The organism is Candidatus Amarolinea aalborgensis (genome assembly GCF_900491745.1).
Taxonomy (GTDB): domain Bacteria; phylum Chloroflexota; class Anaerolineae; order SSC4; family Amarolineaceae; genus Amarolinea; species Amarolinea aalborgensis.
On sequence record NZ_UETR01000020.1, the window covers coordinates 1 to 16,312 of the forward strand.

A 16,312-nucleotide genomic window follows, 5' to 3' on the forward strand; every position below is an offset into this window, starting at 1 on the left:
ATGGCAAAAGCGATATTTCAGCGAACGAAGCCGCACGTGAACGTGGGGACGATTGGCCACATTGACCACGGGAAGACGAGTTTGACGGCGGCGATCACGAAGGTGTTGGCGCTCAAGGGTTGGGCGGACTATCGTGCGTTCGATTCGATTGACAATGCGCCGGAAGAGAAGGCGCGCGGCATCACGATTGCGATTGCGCACGTGGAATACCAGACGGAGAAGCGGCACTATGCGCACGTGGACTGTCCGGGACATGCGGACTACATCAAGAACATGATCACGGGTGCGGCGCAGATGGACGGGGCGATCCTGGTGGTCGCTGCGCCGGATGGGCCGATGCCGCAGACGCGGGAGCACATTTTGCTGGCGCGTCAGGTGGAAGTGCCGGCGATGGTGGTGTTTCTGAACAAGTGCGACATGATGGAAGACGAGGAGTTGTTGGAGTTGGTGGAGTTGGAGTTGCGAGAGTTGTTGAGCAGCTACAATTTTCCCGGCGACGACATACCGATCGTGCGCGGGAGTGCATTGCAGGTTCTGGAGTGCACCTCGAAGGATCCGAATGCGCCGGAGTACAAGTGCATTTGGGATTTGATGCGGGTGGTGGATGAGTACATCCCGACGCCGGTGCGCGAGATAGACAAGCCGTTCCTGATGCCGGTGGAAGACGTTTTTGCGATCAAGGGTCGCGGGACGGTGGTGACGGGACGCATCGAGCGGGGCACGGTCAAGGTCGGCGAAGAAATCGAGATCGTGGGCCTGCGCGAGACGCGCAAGACGATTGTGACCGGAGTCGAGATGTTCAAGAAGATTCTGGAGCGGGGCGAAGCGGGCGACAACGTAGGTTGTTTGCTGCGGGGCATCACGCGCACAGACGTGGAGCGCGGACAGGTGTTGGCCAAGCCGGGGTCCATCAAGCCGCACATGGAATTCATGGGCGAGGTGTACGTGTTGAAGAAGGAAGAGGGTGGACGCCACACGCCGTTCTTCAACGGGTATCGGCCGCAGTTCTACATTCGGACAATGGACGTGACGGGTTCGTGTGACCTGCCGGAAGGCGTGGAAATGGTCATGCCGGGCGACAATGTGAACCTGAAGGTGCATCTGATTGTACCCGTGGCGTTGGAAGTCGGTTCCCGGTTTGCCATCCGCGAGGGTGGCCGCACCGTCGGCGCCGGCGTCATCACCAAGATGATGAATTAGTAAGTTCAGCGGTGGATGCCTGGCAGGCGTCTGCCGATAGATGGGATAGAACATCATGGCGAAAAAAGCGGTACGTACTGTCATTACGCTGGCCTGCACGGAGTGCAAAGAGCGTAACTACGTTTCGGAAAAGAATCGGCGCAATGACCAGGGACGTATGGAGTTGGCAAAATACTGCTCCCGTTGTCATAAGCATACGCCTCATCGCGAGACGCGCTAAAGAACGCTGAAAAACCGTGTTTCTGACGAAGAGTTCACGGTTTTTCAGCCGCCCCGGTCTATTTTTGGTTTGTTTGTGAAGGCCAGTAGCTCAATAGGTAGAGCATCGCTCTCCAAAAGCGAGGGTTGCGGGTTCAAATCCTGCCTGGCCTGCCTGAATGTGTGGTTCTTGCTCGGTGCATCGAGACACCACCTCTGTTCTGTAGTATGACGGAGTCTGGTGTCTTAATATGTAAGAGGCCCGTGATATCGCAGGGATGTGAGAAGGCTCGTGAATAAATCTGTGACGGTCAACGCAAAAGAAAATCCGATTATCAAATACTTCAAGGATACGCGGGCCGAGTTACGCAAGGTGACCTGGCCCACGCGTGAAGAAGCAACCAACCTGACCGTTGTCGTGCTGGTTGTTACTTTCACGATGGCTATGATCCTGGGAGCCGTAGACTTTTTGTTCGCTCAATTCTTCCGTCTGTTGGTGGGTGGTTGATTCGATCGGCGCTGATGTTATGAACAATGCGATGTTCGACGAACTGAACCTAGATGATGAGCCGATTACCCCACCCGCGGTGGTGACAGACGAGGGTGAGATCGAATCGGCGGCCGAAGTTGAGGAGACAGAACCGGCGGCCGAACGCCACTGGTATGTTATTCACAGCTATTCTGGCTATGAAAACAAGGTCAAAAAGAACCTTGAACATCGCGCGGCCTCGATGCACGACGTAGGCGGCGACCGCATTTACCAGGTCATTGTGCCAACCGAAGAAGAAGTCGAACTGAAGGACGGTAAGCGTCGCACCATCGAGCGCCGCGTATTTCCCGGTTACATCCTGGTTGACATGATCATGGACGAAGACTCGTGGTATGTCGTGCGTAATACGCCCGGCGTCACCGGCTTTGTCGGCATGGGCAACAAACCGACGCCTCTGAGCCAGGAAGAAGTTGACAAAATCATGCGCCGCATCGAAGACGTGGCGCCCAAGATCAAGATCAGCTTCAAGATCGGGCAAAAAGTGCGCCTGGTTGGCGGCCCATTCGCTGACTTCATGGGCGCCGTGGATGAGATTTCACCAGAAAAGGGCAAAGCTCGCGTCATGGTCTCGTTCTTCGGCCGGGAAACACCGGTTGAAGTTGACTTCTTGCAGTTGGAAAAAGTTTAAGCTTCACAGATACGCAAACTAAGCGACGTAAACGTCATACAGGAACGAGGTGCGGCCTAATGACATGGGCGCCGCACCTTTGTTTTGAGAGATGGGTGTTGGAAAGGAAGTCAGATGGCGAAAAAAATCAAAGCAATCGTCAAACTCCAGCTAAACGCCGGCAAGGCGAATCCGGCTCCGCCGGTTGGCCCGGCGCTTGGTCAGCATGGTGTCAACCTGATGGCCTTCTGCAAGGAGTATAACGCGCGCACGGCTGCCCAGACAGGCACGATCATTCCGGTGGAAATTACTGTCTTCCAGGACAATTCATTCACGTTTGTCACCAAGACGCCGCCGGCAGCCGACCTCCTGAAGAAGGCGGCCAATGTGACCAAAGGTTCAGCCACGCCGAACAGCAAAGTCAGTGGCAAAATCACACGCGCCCAACTGCGCGAAATTGCGGAAACCAAGATGAAAGACCTGAACGCCAATGATCTCGCGGCTGCCATGAAGATGGTTGAAGGCACTGCGGCCAGCATGGGCATTACGGTCGTCGAGTAATTAATTTTGGCGAGTGGGAGAAGAAGCTTTCTTCGATAAAACCACAGGAGTTGTAGAATGCCTAAGCACGGGAAAAAGTACATTGCCGCAGCGGCCAAAGTGGATCGCAATCAGTATTACACGCCGCAGGACGCGATCAATCTAGCCAAGGAAACGGCTTTCACGAAGTTCGATTCCACCGTTGAAATTCATATGCGCATGGGTGTTGACCCGCGTCACGCGGATCAACAAGTGCGCGGTGTTGTGGTCATGCCTGCAGGCACCGGTAAACAGGTGCGCATTCTTGCCTTTGCGGAAGGCGACGGCGCCCGCCTGGCAACCGAAGCCGGCGCTGACTTTGTTGGCTCCGATGATATGATCAAGAAGATTCAAGATGGTTGGCTTGACTTCGACCTGGTTCTGGCGACGCCGCAAGTCATGGGAAAGGTTGGACGCCTGGGTAAAGTTCTCGGCCCGCGTGGCTTGATGCCCAGCCCCAAGACAGGCTCGATTGTGCAGCCCGAAGACCTTCCACGGGTCATCAGAGAAGCGCGGCAGGGTCGCGTTGAATTTCGTGTGGACAAGACTTCCAACATCCACATGCCGGTCGGTAAGGCCAGCTTTACGTATGAACAGTTGTTGGAAAACTTGACGGCTATCATGGATGCCATCGTGCGCGCCAAACCGGCGGCCGCCAAAGGCACCTATGTGCGCCGCGCCACGTTGACCACCACCATGGGCCCCGGCATCCGGATGGATGCCAATTTGGCCTCTGCCTTGAAACCAACAGCTTAACAAAATACCTTAGCTGTCGCATAACGCCGATGATCGCAGGTTGTTGTCTGCTTGCCAGCCAAGCACAACGTAAACCCTGCTGAGGCGAAGCTGTCATGAGTAAATCTTGCACTCTCTGTTCACCGCAGAGGGTCTTGACCCATGCGCCTTCGTGTCTCTCGGCACGAAGGCGTTTTTGTTGCCGCCATCAGGCCAGGGCGAACCATGTTGCTTTGCTGGCCGTCATCATGATTTTGTAAGTGAGAGGGGGTGACTCGATTGCCGCTGACTCGAGACGAAAAGCAGAAGTTCATTGATCAGTACGCGGAGCGACTACAAAAAAGTCAGGCCGTGATTGTGCTTCGCAACAACGGCTTAACTGTCGCTGAAATCACCGCGCTGCGTAAGAAGCTGCGCGACGCTGATGCTATGTTCCAGGTGACCAAGAACACACTGTTCAAGATCGCGCTGAGAAACAGCCAGTTCCCCACGCCGGAAGATATGTTCGTCGGCACCGTGGGCGTCTGTTACTTCACTGGCCCCATTCAAACGTCCACCAAGCTCTTGCTGGATGCGATGAAGGATCAGAAGAAGCTGGAACTTGTGGGCGCACTGCTGCCCGATGACGTGTTTGGGGCGGATGAGGTCAAACGTTTGGTTGACCTGCCAACCCGGGAGCAGTTGTTGGCGCAGCTGCTGGGCGCAGTGCAAGGCCCGGCAACCAACCTGGTGGGTGTCTTGCAGGCGCCGTTGCGTGAAATCATCACGGTTCTGCACGCACGTTCAGAAAAGGCAGCAGAAGAAGAGGCTGCTTGATGCGGCTGCTTTGGCAACCGCTCGCTGTGAAGTAAACTACAACGATCTTTTGAAACGCACGAGGAGATAACCTTATCATGTCTGAAAAACTGCAAAAGCTGGTCGAAGAGCTGGATGCTTTGACCTTGAAAGAAGCCGCCGAACTGTCCAAAATTCTCCAGGAGCGCTGGGGCGTCAGCGCCGCTGCGCCGATGGCCGTTGGCGCTGCCGTTGCCGGCGCTGCGGCGCCCGTGGCTGAAGCCGCGGCGCCAGTCGAAGAGCAGACCGAGTTCGATGTCATTCTCAAGGACGTTGGCGCCAAGAAGATTAACGTCATCAAGGCCGTCCGCCAGGTCACCAACCTGGGCCTGAAGGAAGCCAAGGACCTGGTCGAGTCAGCGCCGGCGACGGTGCTGGCCGCGGTGACAAAGGAAGTCGCGGGCAACGCCAAGCAGGTCATCGAGGCCGAAGGCGCTGTGGTAGAGATCAAGTAATCATACCGTCCAGGTAACCCCTCAAGGCCGCCAGGTTATCCCCCTGGCGGCTTTTTCTTTTTTGCACGCGCCGCGCGCATCAGACCTTTTGCAGTCATGAAGCTGTTTCTTCTCAGGTGTGCAGCAAGACGATAAAAGATGATGCAGCCTACTGAGAAAGATCCCTAGATGCGCTATGATGCTATGACGCTTTTGGTTATTCTCTATCGTAATTGCCTGCATCGTCCACCCTTTAACCTGAGCAATTGACGTTTTTCCTGCGAACATCCTTTGACCACAGCCTGGAGAAGAGTTTATGACTACAGGGTTTACAAGTGCCAAAAAACCGATCTACCTGGCATGGCTGTTAGCCGCTTGTTTGATGACGACGCTGTTCTATTCGTCAAAGGTGGCCTCGGCTTCAATTTCCGTTGAGGCCGAAACAAAAAGCTATTCGGCAATCGCCAGTAAGCCTGTTCTGACCACGACGCCGCTGACTCTAACCCTCGTGGTGAATTTGACGGATGATTTTGAGGATGCGAATCCAGGCGATGGCGTGTGCGAATCGCACACGGGCATGGAAGATTGCAGTTTGCGGGCTGCGATCCAGGAGAGTAATGCCTGGCCGGGCCAAGATACGATCGTGTTGCCAGCAGGCTACTACGGTCTAAGCCTCGTCGGTACGGATGAAGATGCCGCTGCCACCGGCGATTTGGACATCACAGACGCGCTGGTGATCAGCGGCGCTGGCTCTGCTGGGGTGATTGTAGATGCGGATTACAGTGACCGCGTGTTCGATATTTGGTCAACGAGCGACGTGACCATCGCTGGCCTGCAAATACAGTACGGTTACCTCTACCTTAGCGACGGCGCCGGGCTGCGGCACAACCATGGCCATTTGACCCTGCAAGATGTGATTGTACAGAACAACGGCACATCGTGCGGTTTTCAGGCGTTGGGCGCCAACGGCGGTTTTGCCGGCGCGGCCGGCGGTATCGCCTCGCTCAGCGGTCAGCTCGATCTGCAGCATGTGATTCTTCAGAATAATGTGTCAGACTGCGGCGTCGGTGGGCTGTTTGTTGGCAGCAGCCAGGTCACCATCACGGCCAGCAGCCTCCTTTCCAATACCTCTAGTTATCAAGACGGGGGAGCCATTTACAATGTCGCCGGGCATGTTCATCTCCTTGATTCGACCGTGCAAGCCAATCAAGCGGGCAGCAACGGTGGGGGGATATCGAATGCAGCTGGGGGCATCATGGTCATTGAGGGCAGTACGCTGAGCGGTAATCTGGCTTTCGTCAATGGCGGCGGAATTGCCAATGCTGGCGAACTGCACATGATCAACAGCACGGTCAGCGGCAATGCGAGCTATGGCGACGGTGGGGGCCTTTTCGCTGCTACCGGCGCTTCGAATGACCTGATCAATGTCACGATGGTCGCTAATCAAGCGGATGCGACGGGGGAGGACGTGGGCAATGGCGGAGGCATTTTCAACCTGGGCAGCTCGTTCGCGCTGACTAACACGATCATTGCCGGCAACCTCGACCCATCACCTGATACGCGCCAACCTGATTGCAGCGACGATGGCGGTACATGGAGCGTCATCTCGCACAATCTAGTCGGCGACAACACCGGTTGTGAAAGCGTGTTCATACAGGGGGTGAATGGCAACCAGGTTGGCAACAGTGACGTTCCCCTTGATCCTGAGTTGACTCCTTTGCAGGACAACGGCGGACCGACCTTGACCCATGCACCCAACACCGGCAGCCCCGTGGTAGACGCAGGGACAAATGACAGTTGTCCTGAGCTTGATCAACGCGGGCTGGCGCGTTTCGCGGGCCTTAGCTGTGATATTGGCGCCGTGGAATACCAGGACTCTCCTCAGGCTGGCTCTATTTTTGTCGTCAACAGCACCTCTGATGAAGGCGATGGAGTGTGCGGCGTCGTGCAGTGCACGCTACGTGAAGCCATTGACGCGGCCAACCAAACACCAAACGAATCAGGCGCTGATCAGATTAGTTTCGCCATTCCGGGGCCGGGCCTGCACACCATTTCGCCGCTCTCGGAACTTCCAATGGTTAGCGATCCGGTCATCATTGATGGCCTGACCCAGCCCGGCGCCGACTGCGACGCCTGGCCCCCCACGTTGCTGATCGAGCTAGACGGCAGCGCTGCGCCCAATATGAACGGCTTGACGCTGATGAGTGGAAACACCGTCACAGGGCTGGTGATCAATCGCTTTTCTCGAAATGGGCTTGAGTTGCGTGGTTGGCAAAACACCCTGCACTGTAACTTGATTGGGACAGACGCCAGCGGGCAGGAAGCGTTAGGCAATGGAGAGAACGGGGTGCTCGTTGGGTCGAGCAACAACCTAATTGGCGGCGTTACGCCGGACAGCCGTAACCTGGTCGCCGGTAATCTGGCTAACGGAATTTCCTTCGCTGTGAATGACTCCCCAGGCAACCAGCCGTCCGGCGGCCTTGCTCCTCGCAGGCCCAGCGAGCTGCAAAATCTCGTGCAAGGAAACTTCGTTGGCACCAATGTATACGGCGCCTCGCCTCTGGGCAACCAGAGCGACGGCATCGAGATCAAGGGCGGCTTTTACGGTTCGTTTTTGACGATAATCGGCGGCCCAGCGCCTGGCGCGGGCAATGTCATCTCGGGAAATGGCGGGCATGGCATCTCGTTGAAGTACGGGGCCGACTACATGACCGTGCAAGGTAACAAGATTGGCACCGATGCGGGGGGCAATTCTCCCGTAGGCAATGTTGGCAGCGGTGTCTACTTCGAAGGTTCCAATAATAATCTGATTGGCGGTACGTCCCCGGGGGAGGGCAACCGCATTGCTTTCAACGGCGGTGACGGCATCACGGTATTGTGGAGCTATCGAGATACTTTTCTTGGCAATCAGATCGAATTGAACGGCAGCCTGGGGATTGACCTGAACGGCGATGGGCCGACACTGAACGATGTTGGCGACTATGACGGCGGCAAGGGCGCCAATGGTAATCAGAATTATCCTCTGGTATTCAGCGCCGTACCGAATGGCGTGACAACGCTGCTCAGTGGCCGCCTCGATTCCACTCCTGAACAGACCTTCACCCTTGAATTTTTCGATAATAGCGTCTGTGACCCCAGCACCTATGGCGAAGGCGCAACGCCGTTGACCACGATCACCGTTACCACTGACCTTCGTGGCAGCGCACCTTTTTCACTCACAATTCCTTCCAGCCTGCCGCTGAATCACTTTCTCACGGCCACCGCCAATGACGGCGATGGCAATACGTCTGAATTTGGACCTTGCCAGGCGGTCGGCCCCAATAACGTCACCTGGCCCCTGGCTTACCGGCTCCCGCTCAGTATGCCGACGGCTCCTGACGCCTCGGTCCTGCACGGCGAGATAGATCAGTATCTCAGCCGGCCGGGACAATCGCGCTGGTACAAGATCAGCGTAACGCCCCAGAGTAAACTGACGGTGAAGCTGACCAATCTACCCGCCAACTACGACTTGACTCTCTTCAAGGACATCGCCCAGGTCTACCAATCGCTGAATCCGCCGCACTCCTTGACTGACCTGGCGCAACTAGGGGCCGAATTTGCCCCGGACGCGTTCAGCCCCGATGTCTACAGCCCAGACGTCTACAGCCCAGATGTCTACAGCCCAGACGTCTACAGCCCCGATGTCTACAGCCCGGACGTCTACAGCCCGGACGCGAATGCGTACGCCAGCGCGCAACTGCGCAGTGTGCTGGCCGCAGCCGGCTTCGAGGGCACGGCCAGCGAGGGTATTACGATCAACACGTGGGACAAGAGCGAGGACTTCTACATTCGCGTGCGTGGGCGCAATGGCGCTTTCAGTCCCGCCCAGGCCTTTCACCTGGAAGTTCTGCTGCAGTCTGACGTGTGTGACGGGGTGACATCGGATCTGCCGTCGTCTAGCCTGGCCGCGACGGCTGGCGGTTTTCATACCTTGATCTTGACCGACCACGCGCGCCTGGCCGTCACCGACCCGCTGACGCCAACCCTCGGCAGCAAGCTGCTGACGTTGGCCGGCCGGCCAGAGGTGAACGCTGAGATCATTGACGTCAGCGCCGATGCGCGCGTGGCGGCCGCCAACGCGCAGGCTGATGCTTATCCAGCCTGTCCGACGGCCAAGAACCTGGTGGCCGATGCTATCAAGACAGTTGTGGATCGCTATCGCCTGGTCAATCCGCTCGAATACATCGTGCTCATTGGCAGCGATGATGTCATTCCCTTCTTCCGCCACCCCGATCAAGCGCTGCTGGCGAGCGAGCGCAATTACGTGCCTCCGGTGCGTGACAGCTCGGCTTCGCAGGCCAGCCTACGCCTGGGCTATGTCCTTAGCCAGGACGATTACGGCGCAGCCATCGAACTAGATCAGAAAATAACCACTTTCCCAGTGCCTGACCTGGCCGTCGGGCGCCTGGTGGAGACCCCGGCCGAGATCATCGGCATGGTGGACGCCTACTTGACAACGGCCGCTGGCGTCGTGAACACACCGACGAGCGCTCTGGTCACCGGCTATGACTTCTTGACTGACAACGCCGAGGCGGTGCAAGCCGCGTTCGAGGCCGGAATTGGGGCTGCCGCGGACGCGTTGATCGCCCCCCCAGGCCAGTCGCCGGCCGATCCGGCCGCGTGGACGGCCGCCGATTTGCGCGCGAACCTGCTCAGCAGTCGGCACGACCTCATCTTCCTGGCCGGTCATTTCAGCGCGGGCAGCGCGCTGGCCGCCGACTTCAGCACACGCATGTTGGCGAATGAAGTGGCGTCGTCCACGGTTGATCTGCAGAACACCATCCTTTTCAGCACCGGCTGTCATTCAGGCTACAACCTGGTCAACGTACATGGAATTACTGGCATCTCGCCGCAGCCAGACTGGGCGCAGGCGTTTGCACGTAAGGGAGTCACGTTCATTGGCGGCACCGGCTATCAGTACGGCGACACCGATTTTCTCAAATACAGCGAGCAGATCTACGCCAACTTCAGTCGGGCGCTGCTGGCGGGCACCGGGCCGGTGCCGGTGGGCAAAGCCCTGGTCGCTGCCAAACAGGCCTACCTGGCGAACACGCCCACGCTGCGCGGCATTGATCAGAAATCGCTTCTGATCTCCACCCTGTTCGGCCTGCCCATGCTCAGCGTGGACTTGCCTTTCGGCCGCGGCACACCGCCCTCGCCGCCCTCGATCATCGGCGCCACGAGCGTCTATACGACCGATCCAGGTCTGACCCTGGACCTGCGCTTTGCGGACGTCACGATCACACCCACCTTGAGCCTGGAAACGGAGATTCTCAACACGAACTCCACCAGCCAAACGGTCACGGCCACTTATCTTACGGGCGGCGCTGGCGTCGTTGTCTATCCCGGTGAACCGGTCTTACCGCTGGAGTCGCGCAATGTGCACGTCAGCGGGCAGATGCTGCGCGGCGTTGGGTTCCGCGGCGGCCGCTACACGGATCTGAACGACATCCTGCCGTTGACCGGCGCTGCCGCCACCGAGGTGCGAGGCGTCCACATTCCATTCTTCAGCGGTTCTTTCTACCCGGTCAACCCCTGGCACGCCAACTATTTCGACGTGCTGGCCAATGGCAGCGACGGGGAGACATCGCTCCTGGTGCTGCCCGCGCAGGTCCGTTCCACCACGCCGACCTCACCGACGGCGACCTTACGTCGCTACGACGGCATGGACTTCCGCCTGTTCTACAGCGCCAACATCAACGTCTACCCCACGCCTGCGGCGCCTGATGCGGCTGATCCCGCAGCCAGCAGTCCACAGGGGACGACCGCGCGGCGCACAGCCGCCGGCAACATTCCCGCCCTGGCCGCGCCGCCGACAATCGTGCGCGTTATAAGCACGCCGTCCGATGGTACAATTGATTATCAGGTGACGGTCATTGGCGACCCCGCCGCCGGCATTCAGGCCGTGTGGGTCACCTACACGGCCATAGATGGCCCGCTGTTCGGTCAATGGCAGTCGCTCGATCTGACGCAGAACCCGACCGATTCTACGCTCTGGGAAGGCACGCTGGTCGTACCCTACCAGGACGTATCGAACATTCGCGCGGTGGTGCAAGCGGTCAATGGCGTAGGGTTGGTATCCTTAGTGACAAATACCGGTTCCTACCTGGCCCCTGGCAGCGATCCGGGCGCGGCGCCGCCCACCTATCCAGTTTCCACGACAGTGACGTTGGTGAATCCGCCTGGCAGCGGCCCCTACGGTACAGAATTACCCTTCACCGCTGAGTTGACCAGCGGAGGTGCGCCGCTGGCCCTGGCGCCGCTGAGTTTCAGCCTGGGTACGCAAGTCCGTCAAGGAATAACCGATGCTAACGGCCGGGCGACGGTTAACCTATCGCTGTTCGGTTTGCCCGGTGAAAGCCAGGTGCGGGTGACATTCCCTGGCACGCTGACCGACGCCCCAGCCTCGGACAGCGCACCTTTTACCATCCTCAAGCAGGACACGTCGCTGGTCTTTACACCCACAGTGGCTTTTGGTCAATACAGCGATCCCATCAACCTGCAGGCTACATTGCGCGACGCCAGCGGCCGCCGCCTGCTGGCCCGGACGGTCTTTTTCCTGCCAGAGGATGAGCCGCTGCGAGCGCATACGCCCTTCACGGCGACCCGTCAGCTGCAGGCTGAAGCGGTCATCACCGACTACAACGGTCGCGCGGCCACGGGCAGTCTGCCGCTGCGAGCAGGCGCCTATGCACTGAGCGCTTACTTTGTGGGCGATGTTCCGTTGGGCAACGGCGAGGTCATCAGCCTGGAAGATCTACGCTACAACGCCGCCACGGCCGCAACCACGCTGACCATGAACGCCGAAGATGCCACCGTGGTCTACACAGGCGCGCTGATCGGCGCGGCCGGCCAACCGTTGACCCTGGCCGCCGCCGTGACGCAGGCGGATGATGGGTCGCCCGGCGATTTGACGCGGGCCGTTGTCAGGTTCGACCTGACGATGCTCGACGCCCCGCAGACCTTCTACCTGGCGCCGGTCCATGCCGACGGCTCAGCCGTCATTACCATCACGGCCCCACCCGGAGGAACGTACCAGGTGACCACCCAAGTCGTTGGCGGCTACTTTGCTTCGGCGCGTACGACCGGCCCCACGATCGTCATTTCTTCCGTGCCAACCGCCATCCGGTTGGGAGACTTGACCGCAGATACCAGTCTATCAGGCCGGTTGGCGTTGCTGGTCGCCGTGCTGTTGGCGGCGCTGTGTGGCGGCGTGCTTCGGCGTCAGCGCGTACAACGGCGCCAATAGGTCATCGCCCCGGTGTGACGTGATGCGGGTAACGCATGCTCGTCACACCGGGGCTGTAACCTACAGATAGCGTAGTGGATTGGAATTTGTGAATGCAGACACCGATCGAGCTTCAGGCTGTTTATATTCCCATGGATCGGCGCCAGGCCATCGCGGCAGGCGTCACGTTGCCGGAACAGACAACCGGCGCGGCGTTGTTCGTTGACATCTCTGGCTTTACGCCCTTGACCGAAGCCCTGGCGCAGAGCCTCGGCCCTCAGCTTGGCGCCGAGGAGCTCACGCGCTACTTGAACCAGGTCTACGACACGTTGATTGCTGAACTCGATTGCTATGGCGGCAGCGTCATTGGCTTCAGCGGCGATGCGATTACGTGTTGGTTTGACGGCGACAACGGCTTACGCGCCACCGCGTGCGCGTTGGCGATGCAAGAAGCCATGCGGCCCTTGCAGTCGGTGCCCTTGCCCAGTGCGGGGACGATTTCCCTGGCCGTCAAGGCCACGGTGGCGGTTGGCCCGGTGCGCCGCTTTGTGGTGGGCGACCACGCCGTACAGGTAGTTGATGTCTTGTCTGGCGCCACCCTTGACCGTCTGGCAGAGGCTGAACACCACGCAGACAAAGGGGAGGTGCTCCTCGATGCCACGGCCGTCGCGGCTGTGGGCGACGCCGTGATCTTCGGAGCCTGGCGCGCACGGGATCATTCCGATGCGCAAACTGAGGAATCACCGGCTCGCCTGGGAGTTGTCGCCAGCATCCAGCAGGTTGTCGAGCCGCGTCCGTGGCCTCCCCTGCCTGCCGATGCACTCAGCGAGCCGCAGGTGCGGCCGTGGCTCCTGCCCGCTGTGTACGAGCGCCTGCGCACCGGCGGCGGTGAATTTCTCGCCGAACTGCGGCCAGCGGTGTCGCTGTTTCTGCGTTTTGGCGGCCTCGATTACGATGACGACGAATCGGTAGGCAGCAAGCTCGATCAATTCATCTGCGAAGTGCAGCGGTTGTTGGCGCGCTACGCGGCCACGCTGCTGCAAATCGTGGTTGGCGACAAGGGCAGCTACCTGTTCGCCGCCTTTGGCGCGCCGCATGCGCATGAAGATGACGCGGCCAGGGCGCTGTCGGCGGCGCTGGAACTGCGCGCCCTGGCGGCGTCATTGGACTATCTGACCCCGGTGCAGATTGGCATCGCGCGCGGCCGTATGCGCACAGGCGCTTACGGCGGCGTCACGCGCCGTACCTACGGCGTGATGGGCGACGCGGCGAATGTGGCCGCGCGTTTGATGCAGGCCGCCAAACCTGGGCAAATTCTGGTCACCGATGCCGTGCAGCTGACCGCAGGGGCTGGCTTTGCCTGGGAGGATTTGCCGGCCATCCGGGTCAAAGGCAAGTCGTTGCCTATCGCCATCGCCAGCCTGATTGGGCGGCGGCGTAAGTCGGCCTTGGGCGTGCATGAAACCGGGTACGCGCTGCCAATGGTGGGGCGAAAGAGCGAACTCGCCCTGATCGAGTCACGACTGGCCGCGGCGCGCGCCGGGCAGGGCCAGATCATCACCATCATGGGTGAAGCGGGCATGGGCAAATCGCGCCTGGTGGCCGAGGTGATTCGCGTGGCCGGCGACCGTGGGTTTTCCAGTTTTGCTGGCGAGTGCGAATCCTACGGCACCAACAGCAGTTACCTGGTTTGGCAGAACATCTGGCGCGGCTTGTTAAGCGTGGACAGCGATGCGTTGGAAGAGACAGCGGGAGATGATACCCATGAAACGACTGGCTCTGCAACCAACGTGACCACGCGCCAGATTGAGCGGCTAGAAACATCGCTACGCCAGATTGACCCGACCCTGGTTCCTCGCTTGCCGTTGCTGGGTCTCCTGCTCAATCTTTCCATCCCGGACAACGATCTGACGCGCACGTTTGATGCCAAGCTGCGCAAAACGTCGCTTGAGGCGCTGCTGGTGGACTGCTTGCGCGCATTGGCTGCCACGACGCCGTTGTTGATCATCCTGGAAGATGCGCATTGGATTGACGCACTCTCGCAAGACCTGCTTGAGGCGCTTGGGCAAACGCTGGTTGATCTGCCGATTCTATTGGTAATGACCTTTCGCCCCCCCACGGTGGCTCAGGAACAAGCGCCGAAACTCAGCCGCTTGCCGGGCATCACGCAGATTACCCTGGGCGAATTCTCGCCCGCGGAAGCAGCCCAATTGATCGCGCTGAAAATCGGCCAGCGGGCGCAAACCGAAGGCGTTGCGCCCATTTCGGCTGATCATTTGCCAGCCGCTTTGGTCGAGCGTATCCTGGAACGCGCCGACGGTAATCCGTTCTATATCGAGGAGCTGCTGAACTACATCCAGGCGCGCGGGATCGCGTTGGATGACACCCAGGCCATTGCGCAGCTCGATCTGCCAGTCAGTCTGCACAGCCTCATTCTGAGTCGCATTGATCAGCTCAGCGAAAGTCAGCAAATCACGCTCAAGGCCGCCAGCGTCATCGGCCGCCTGTTTGGTTCGCATCTCCTGCGCGGTGTTCATCCCAGCCTCGGCGAGCATGACCGCGTGCAGCGGGATCTGGAAACCCTGGCAAGCCTGGATTTGATGGCGCTGGAGCGCACAGAGCCAGATACCGTCTATTTCTTCAAGCACCTTGTCACGCAGGAGGTTGCCTATGAAAGCCTGCCCTACGCCACCCGCGCCACCCTTCACGGCCAATTGGGGCAATTCGTGGAGGAGACCTACTACGAGTCGCTCGATTCGTATCTGGATCTCCTGGCTTTTCATTATGCGCGCAGCAACAACATCACAAAACAACGCGAGTATTTCCTGAAAGCAGGCCAGGCCGCGCAGGCGCGCTACGCCAACAGCGCCGCGATTGACTATTACCAGCGCGTTTTACCTATGCTTAGTCGCACAGAAAGAATGGGCGTTTTGCTCAGCCTGGGCCAGGTCTTCGAATTGGTGGGCAACTGGCGTGAAGCCAACGAGCTCTACACGGAGGCGTTGGGACTGGCCGCTGACTTGCAGGATTCACTGACAGCGGCGTGGTGTCAAGTGCGTCTGGGTGAAAACTGCCGCAAGCAAGCCCGCTTTGTGGAAGCGTGGCAATGGCTAACCACGGCGCAGCGCGGCTTCGAGGCCCTGGCAGACAAAGAAGGCTTAGGTCAGGTGCTGCACTACTTGGGCACTCTGGCCGATCAGCAGGGCGACTATGCCAGCGCGCAGGCCCATTACCTGCAAAGCCTGACCCTGCGGCGTGAAGTGGGCGACCAGCCGCGCGTCGCCAGTCTGCTCAGCAACCTGGCGATTGTGGCGCGACGCCAGGGAAACCTGCCAGAGGCGCGACGCCTGCACGAAGAGAGCTTGACGATCCGCCGCAGCTTTGGCGACCGCTGGGCCATTGGGGTTTCGCTCAACAACCTGGGCAACGTCCTGCTTGACCTGGGCAACTATGGAGAGGCCCTGCCCTGTTTCGAAGAGGCGCTGGCGCTCATGCGGCAGGTGGGCGACCGCTGGACGATTGCCAATTTCTTGAACAATCTGGGCAACGCCGCGCGCAGTCAGCGCGATGATGACCGTGCGCATGCCTTGTACCGTGAGAGTCTGCTGATCTATCGAGGATTTGAGGACAAATGGGCCTTGGCCTATCTGCTGGAGGATATCGGCTGTTTGCTCGCCCTCGAGGGCAAGCCGACCCCGGCTTTGCGCTTGATCGGCGCGGCCGCGGCGCTGCGCGCCGCCATCGGCGTGCCGCTTTCGGGCGCGGAACAAGCGCGGTTGGACAGATTGCTGGCGTCGGCGCTCGGCCCCATTGACAGCCCGGCGCACGCGCGCGCATGGGCGCAAGGACGGGCGCTGTCACAGGCAGAGGCGATCAACGAGGCGCTGGATCAACTATGAGCGAGATGA

The 16,312-nt window shown here is 59.3% G+C and carries 10 protein-coding genes and 1 tRNA gene; all 11 read left to right on the forward strand.

Annotated features, from left to right (window positions below; all coding sequences use genetic code 11):
• The 11 genes from tuf (at position 1) to ACPQ6D_RS18080 (ending at position 16,303) form a co-directional block, all read left to right on the forward strand.
• Positions 1–1,200 carry an elongation factor Tu gene (tuf, locus tag ACPQ6D_RS18030; protein ID WP_423222575.1) on the forward strand — a complete coding sequence of 400 codons (1,200 nt, stop codon included), beginning with the start codon at positions 1–3 and terminating at the stop codon, positions 1,198–1,200.
• A 55-nt stretch (positions 1,201–1,255) separates the two neighbouring features.
• Positions 1,256–1,420: a 50S ribosomal protein L33 gene (gene rpmG, locus ACPQ6D_RS18035; protein ID WP_343406780.1), complete on the forward strand. Its 165-nt coding sequence runs from the start codon at positions 1,256–1,258 to the stop codon at positions 1,418–1,420.
• A 79-nt stretch (positions 1,421–1,499) separates the two neighbouring features.
• Positions 1,500–1,572: transfer RNA gene (locus ACPQ6D_RS18040), tRNA-Trp, on the forward strand.
• A 118-nt stretch (positions 1,573–1,690) separates the two neighbouring features.
• Entirely contained in the window at positions 1,691–1,906 is a 216-nt protein-coding gene (gene secE / locus ACPQ6D_RS18045) for a preprotein translocase subunit SecE (protein WP_423225743.1), read from the forward strand.
• A 31-nt stretch (positions 1,907–1,937) separates the two neighbouring features.
• Positions 1,938–2,576 carry a transcription termination/antitermination protein NusG gene (gene nusG / locus ACPQ6D_RS18050; protein WP_423225744.1) on the forward strand — a complete coding sequence of 213 codons (639 nt, stop codon included), beginning with the start codon at positions 1,938–1,940 and terminating at the stop codon, positions 2,574–2,576.
• 114 nt (positions 2,577–2,690) lie between these two features.
• Entirely contained in the window at positions 2,691–3,116 is a 426-nt protein-coding gene (gene rplK / locus ACPQ6D_RS18055; protein ID WP_423225745.1) for a 50S ribosomal protein L11, read from the forward strand.
• Between the two features lie 57 nt (positions 3,117–3,173).
• Positions 3,174–3,890 carry a 50S ribosomal protein L1 gene (gene rplA, locus ACPQ6D_RS18060; RefSeq protein ID WP_423225746.1) on the forward strand — a complete coding sequence of 239 codons (717 nt, stop codon included), beginning with the start codon at positions 3,174–3,176 and terminating at the stop codon, positions 3,888–3,890.
• 249 nt (positions 3,891–4,139) lie between these two features.
• Positions 4,140–4,685 (forward strand): 50S ribosomal protein L10, encoded by a 546-nt coding sequence (rplJ, locus tag ACPQ6D_RS18065; RefSeq protein WP_423225747.1) that lies wholly within the window; start codon positions 4,140–4,142, stop codon positions 4,683–4,685.
• A gap of 77 nt (positions 4,686–4,762) precedes the next feature.
• On the forward strand, positions 4,763–5,158 hold the full coding sequence (gene rplL / locus ACPQ6D_RS18070; RefSeq protein WP_423225748.1) for a 50S ribosomal protein L7/L12: 396 nt from the start codon (positions 4,763–4,765) through the stop codon (positions 5,156–5,158).
• 295 nt (positions 5,159–5,453) lie between these two features.
• Positions 5,454–12,425, forward strand: coding sequence for a choice-of-anchor Q domain-containing protein (locus tag ACPQ6D_RS18075; RefSeq protein ID WP_423225749.1), 6,972 nt, complete (start codon positions 5,454–5,456; stop codon positions 12,423–12,425).
• A gap of 92 nt (positions 12,426–12,517) precedes the next feature.
• Complete coding sequence (locus ACPQ6D_RS18080; RefSeq protein WP_423225750.1) at positions 12,518–16,303, forward strand: tetratricopeptide repeat protein; 3,786 nt, start codon at positions 12,518–12,520, stop codon at positions 16,301–16,303.
• The last annotated feature ends 9 nt before the right edge of the window (positions 16,304–16,312 follow it).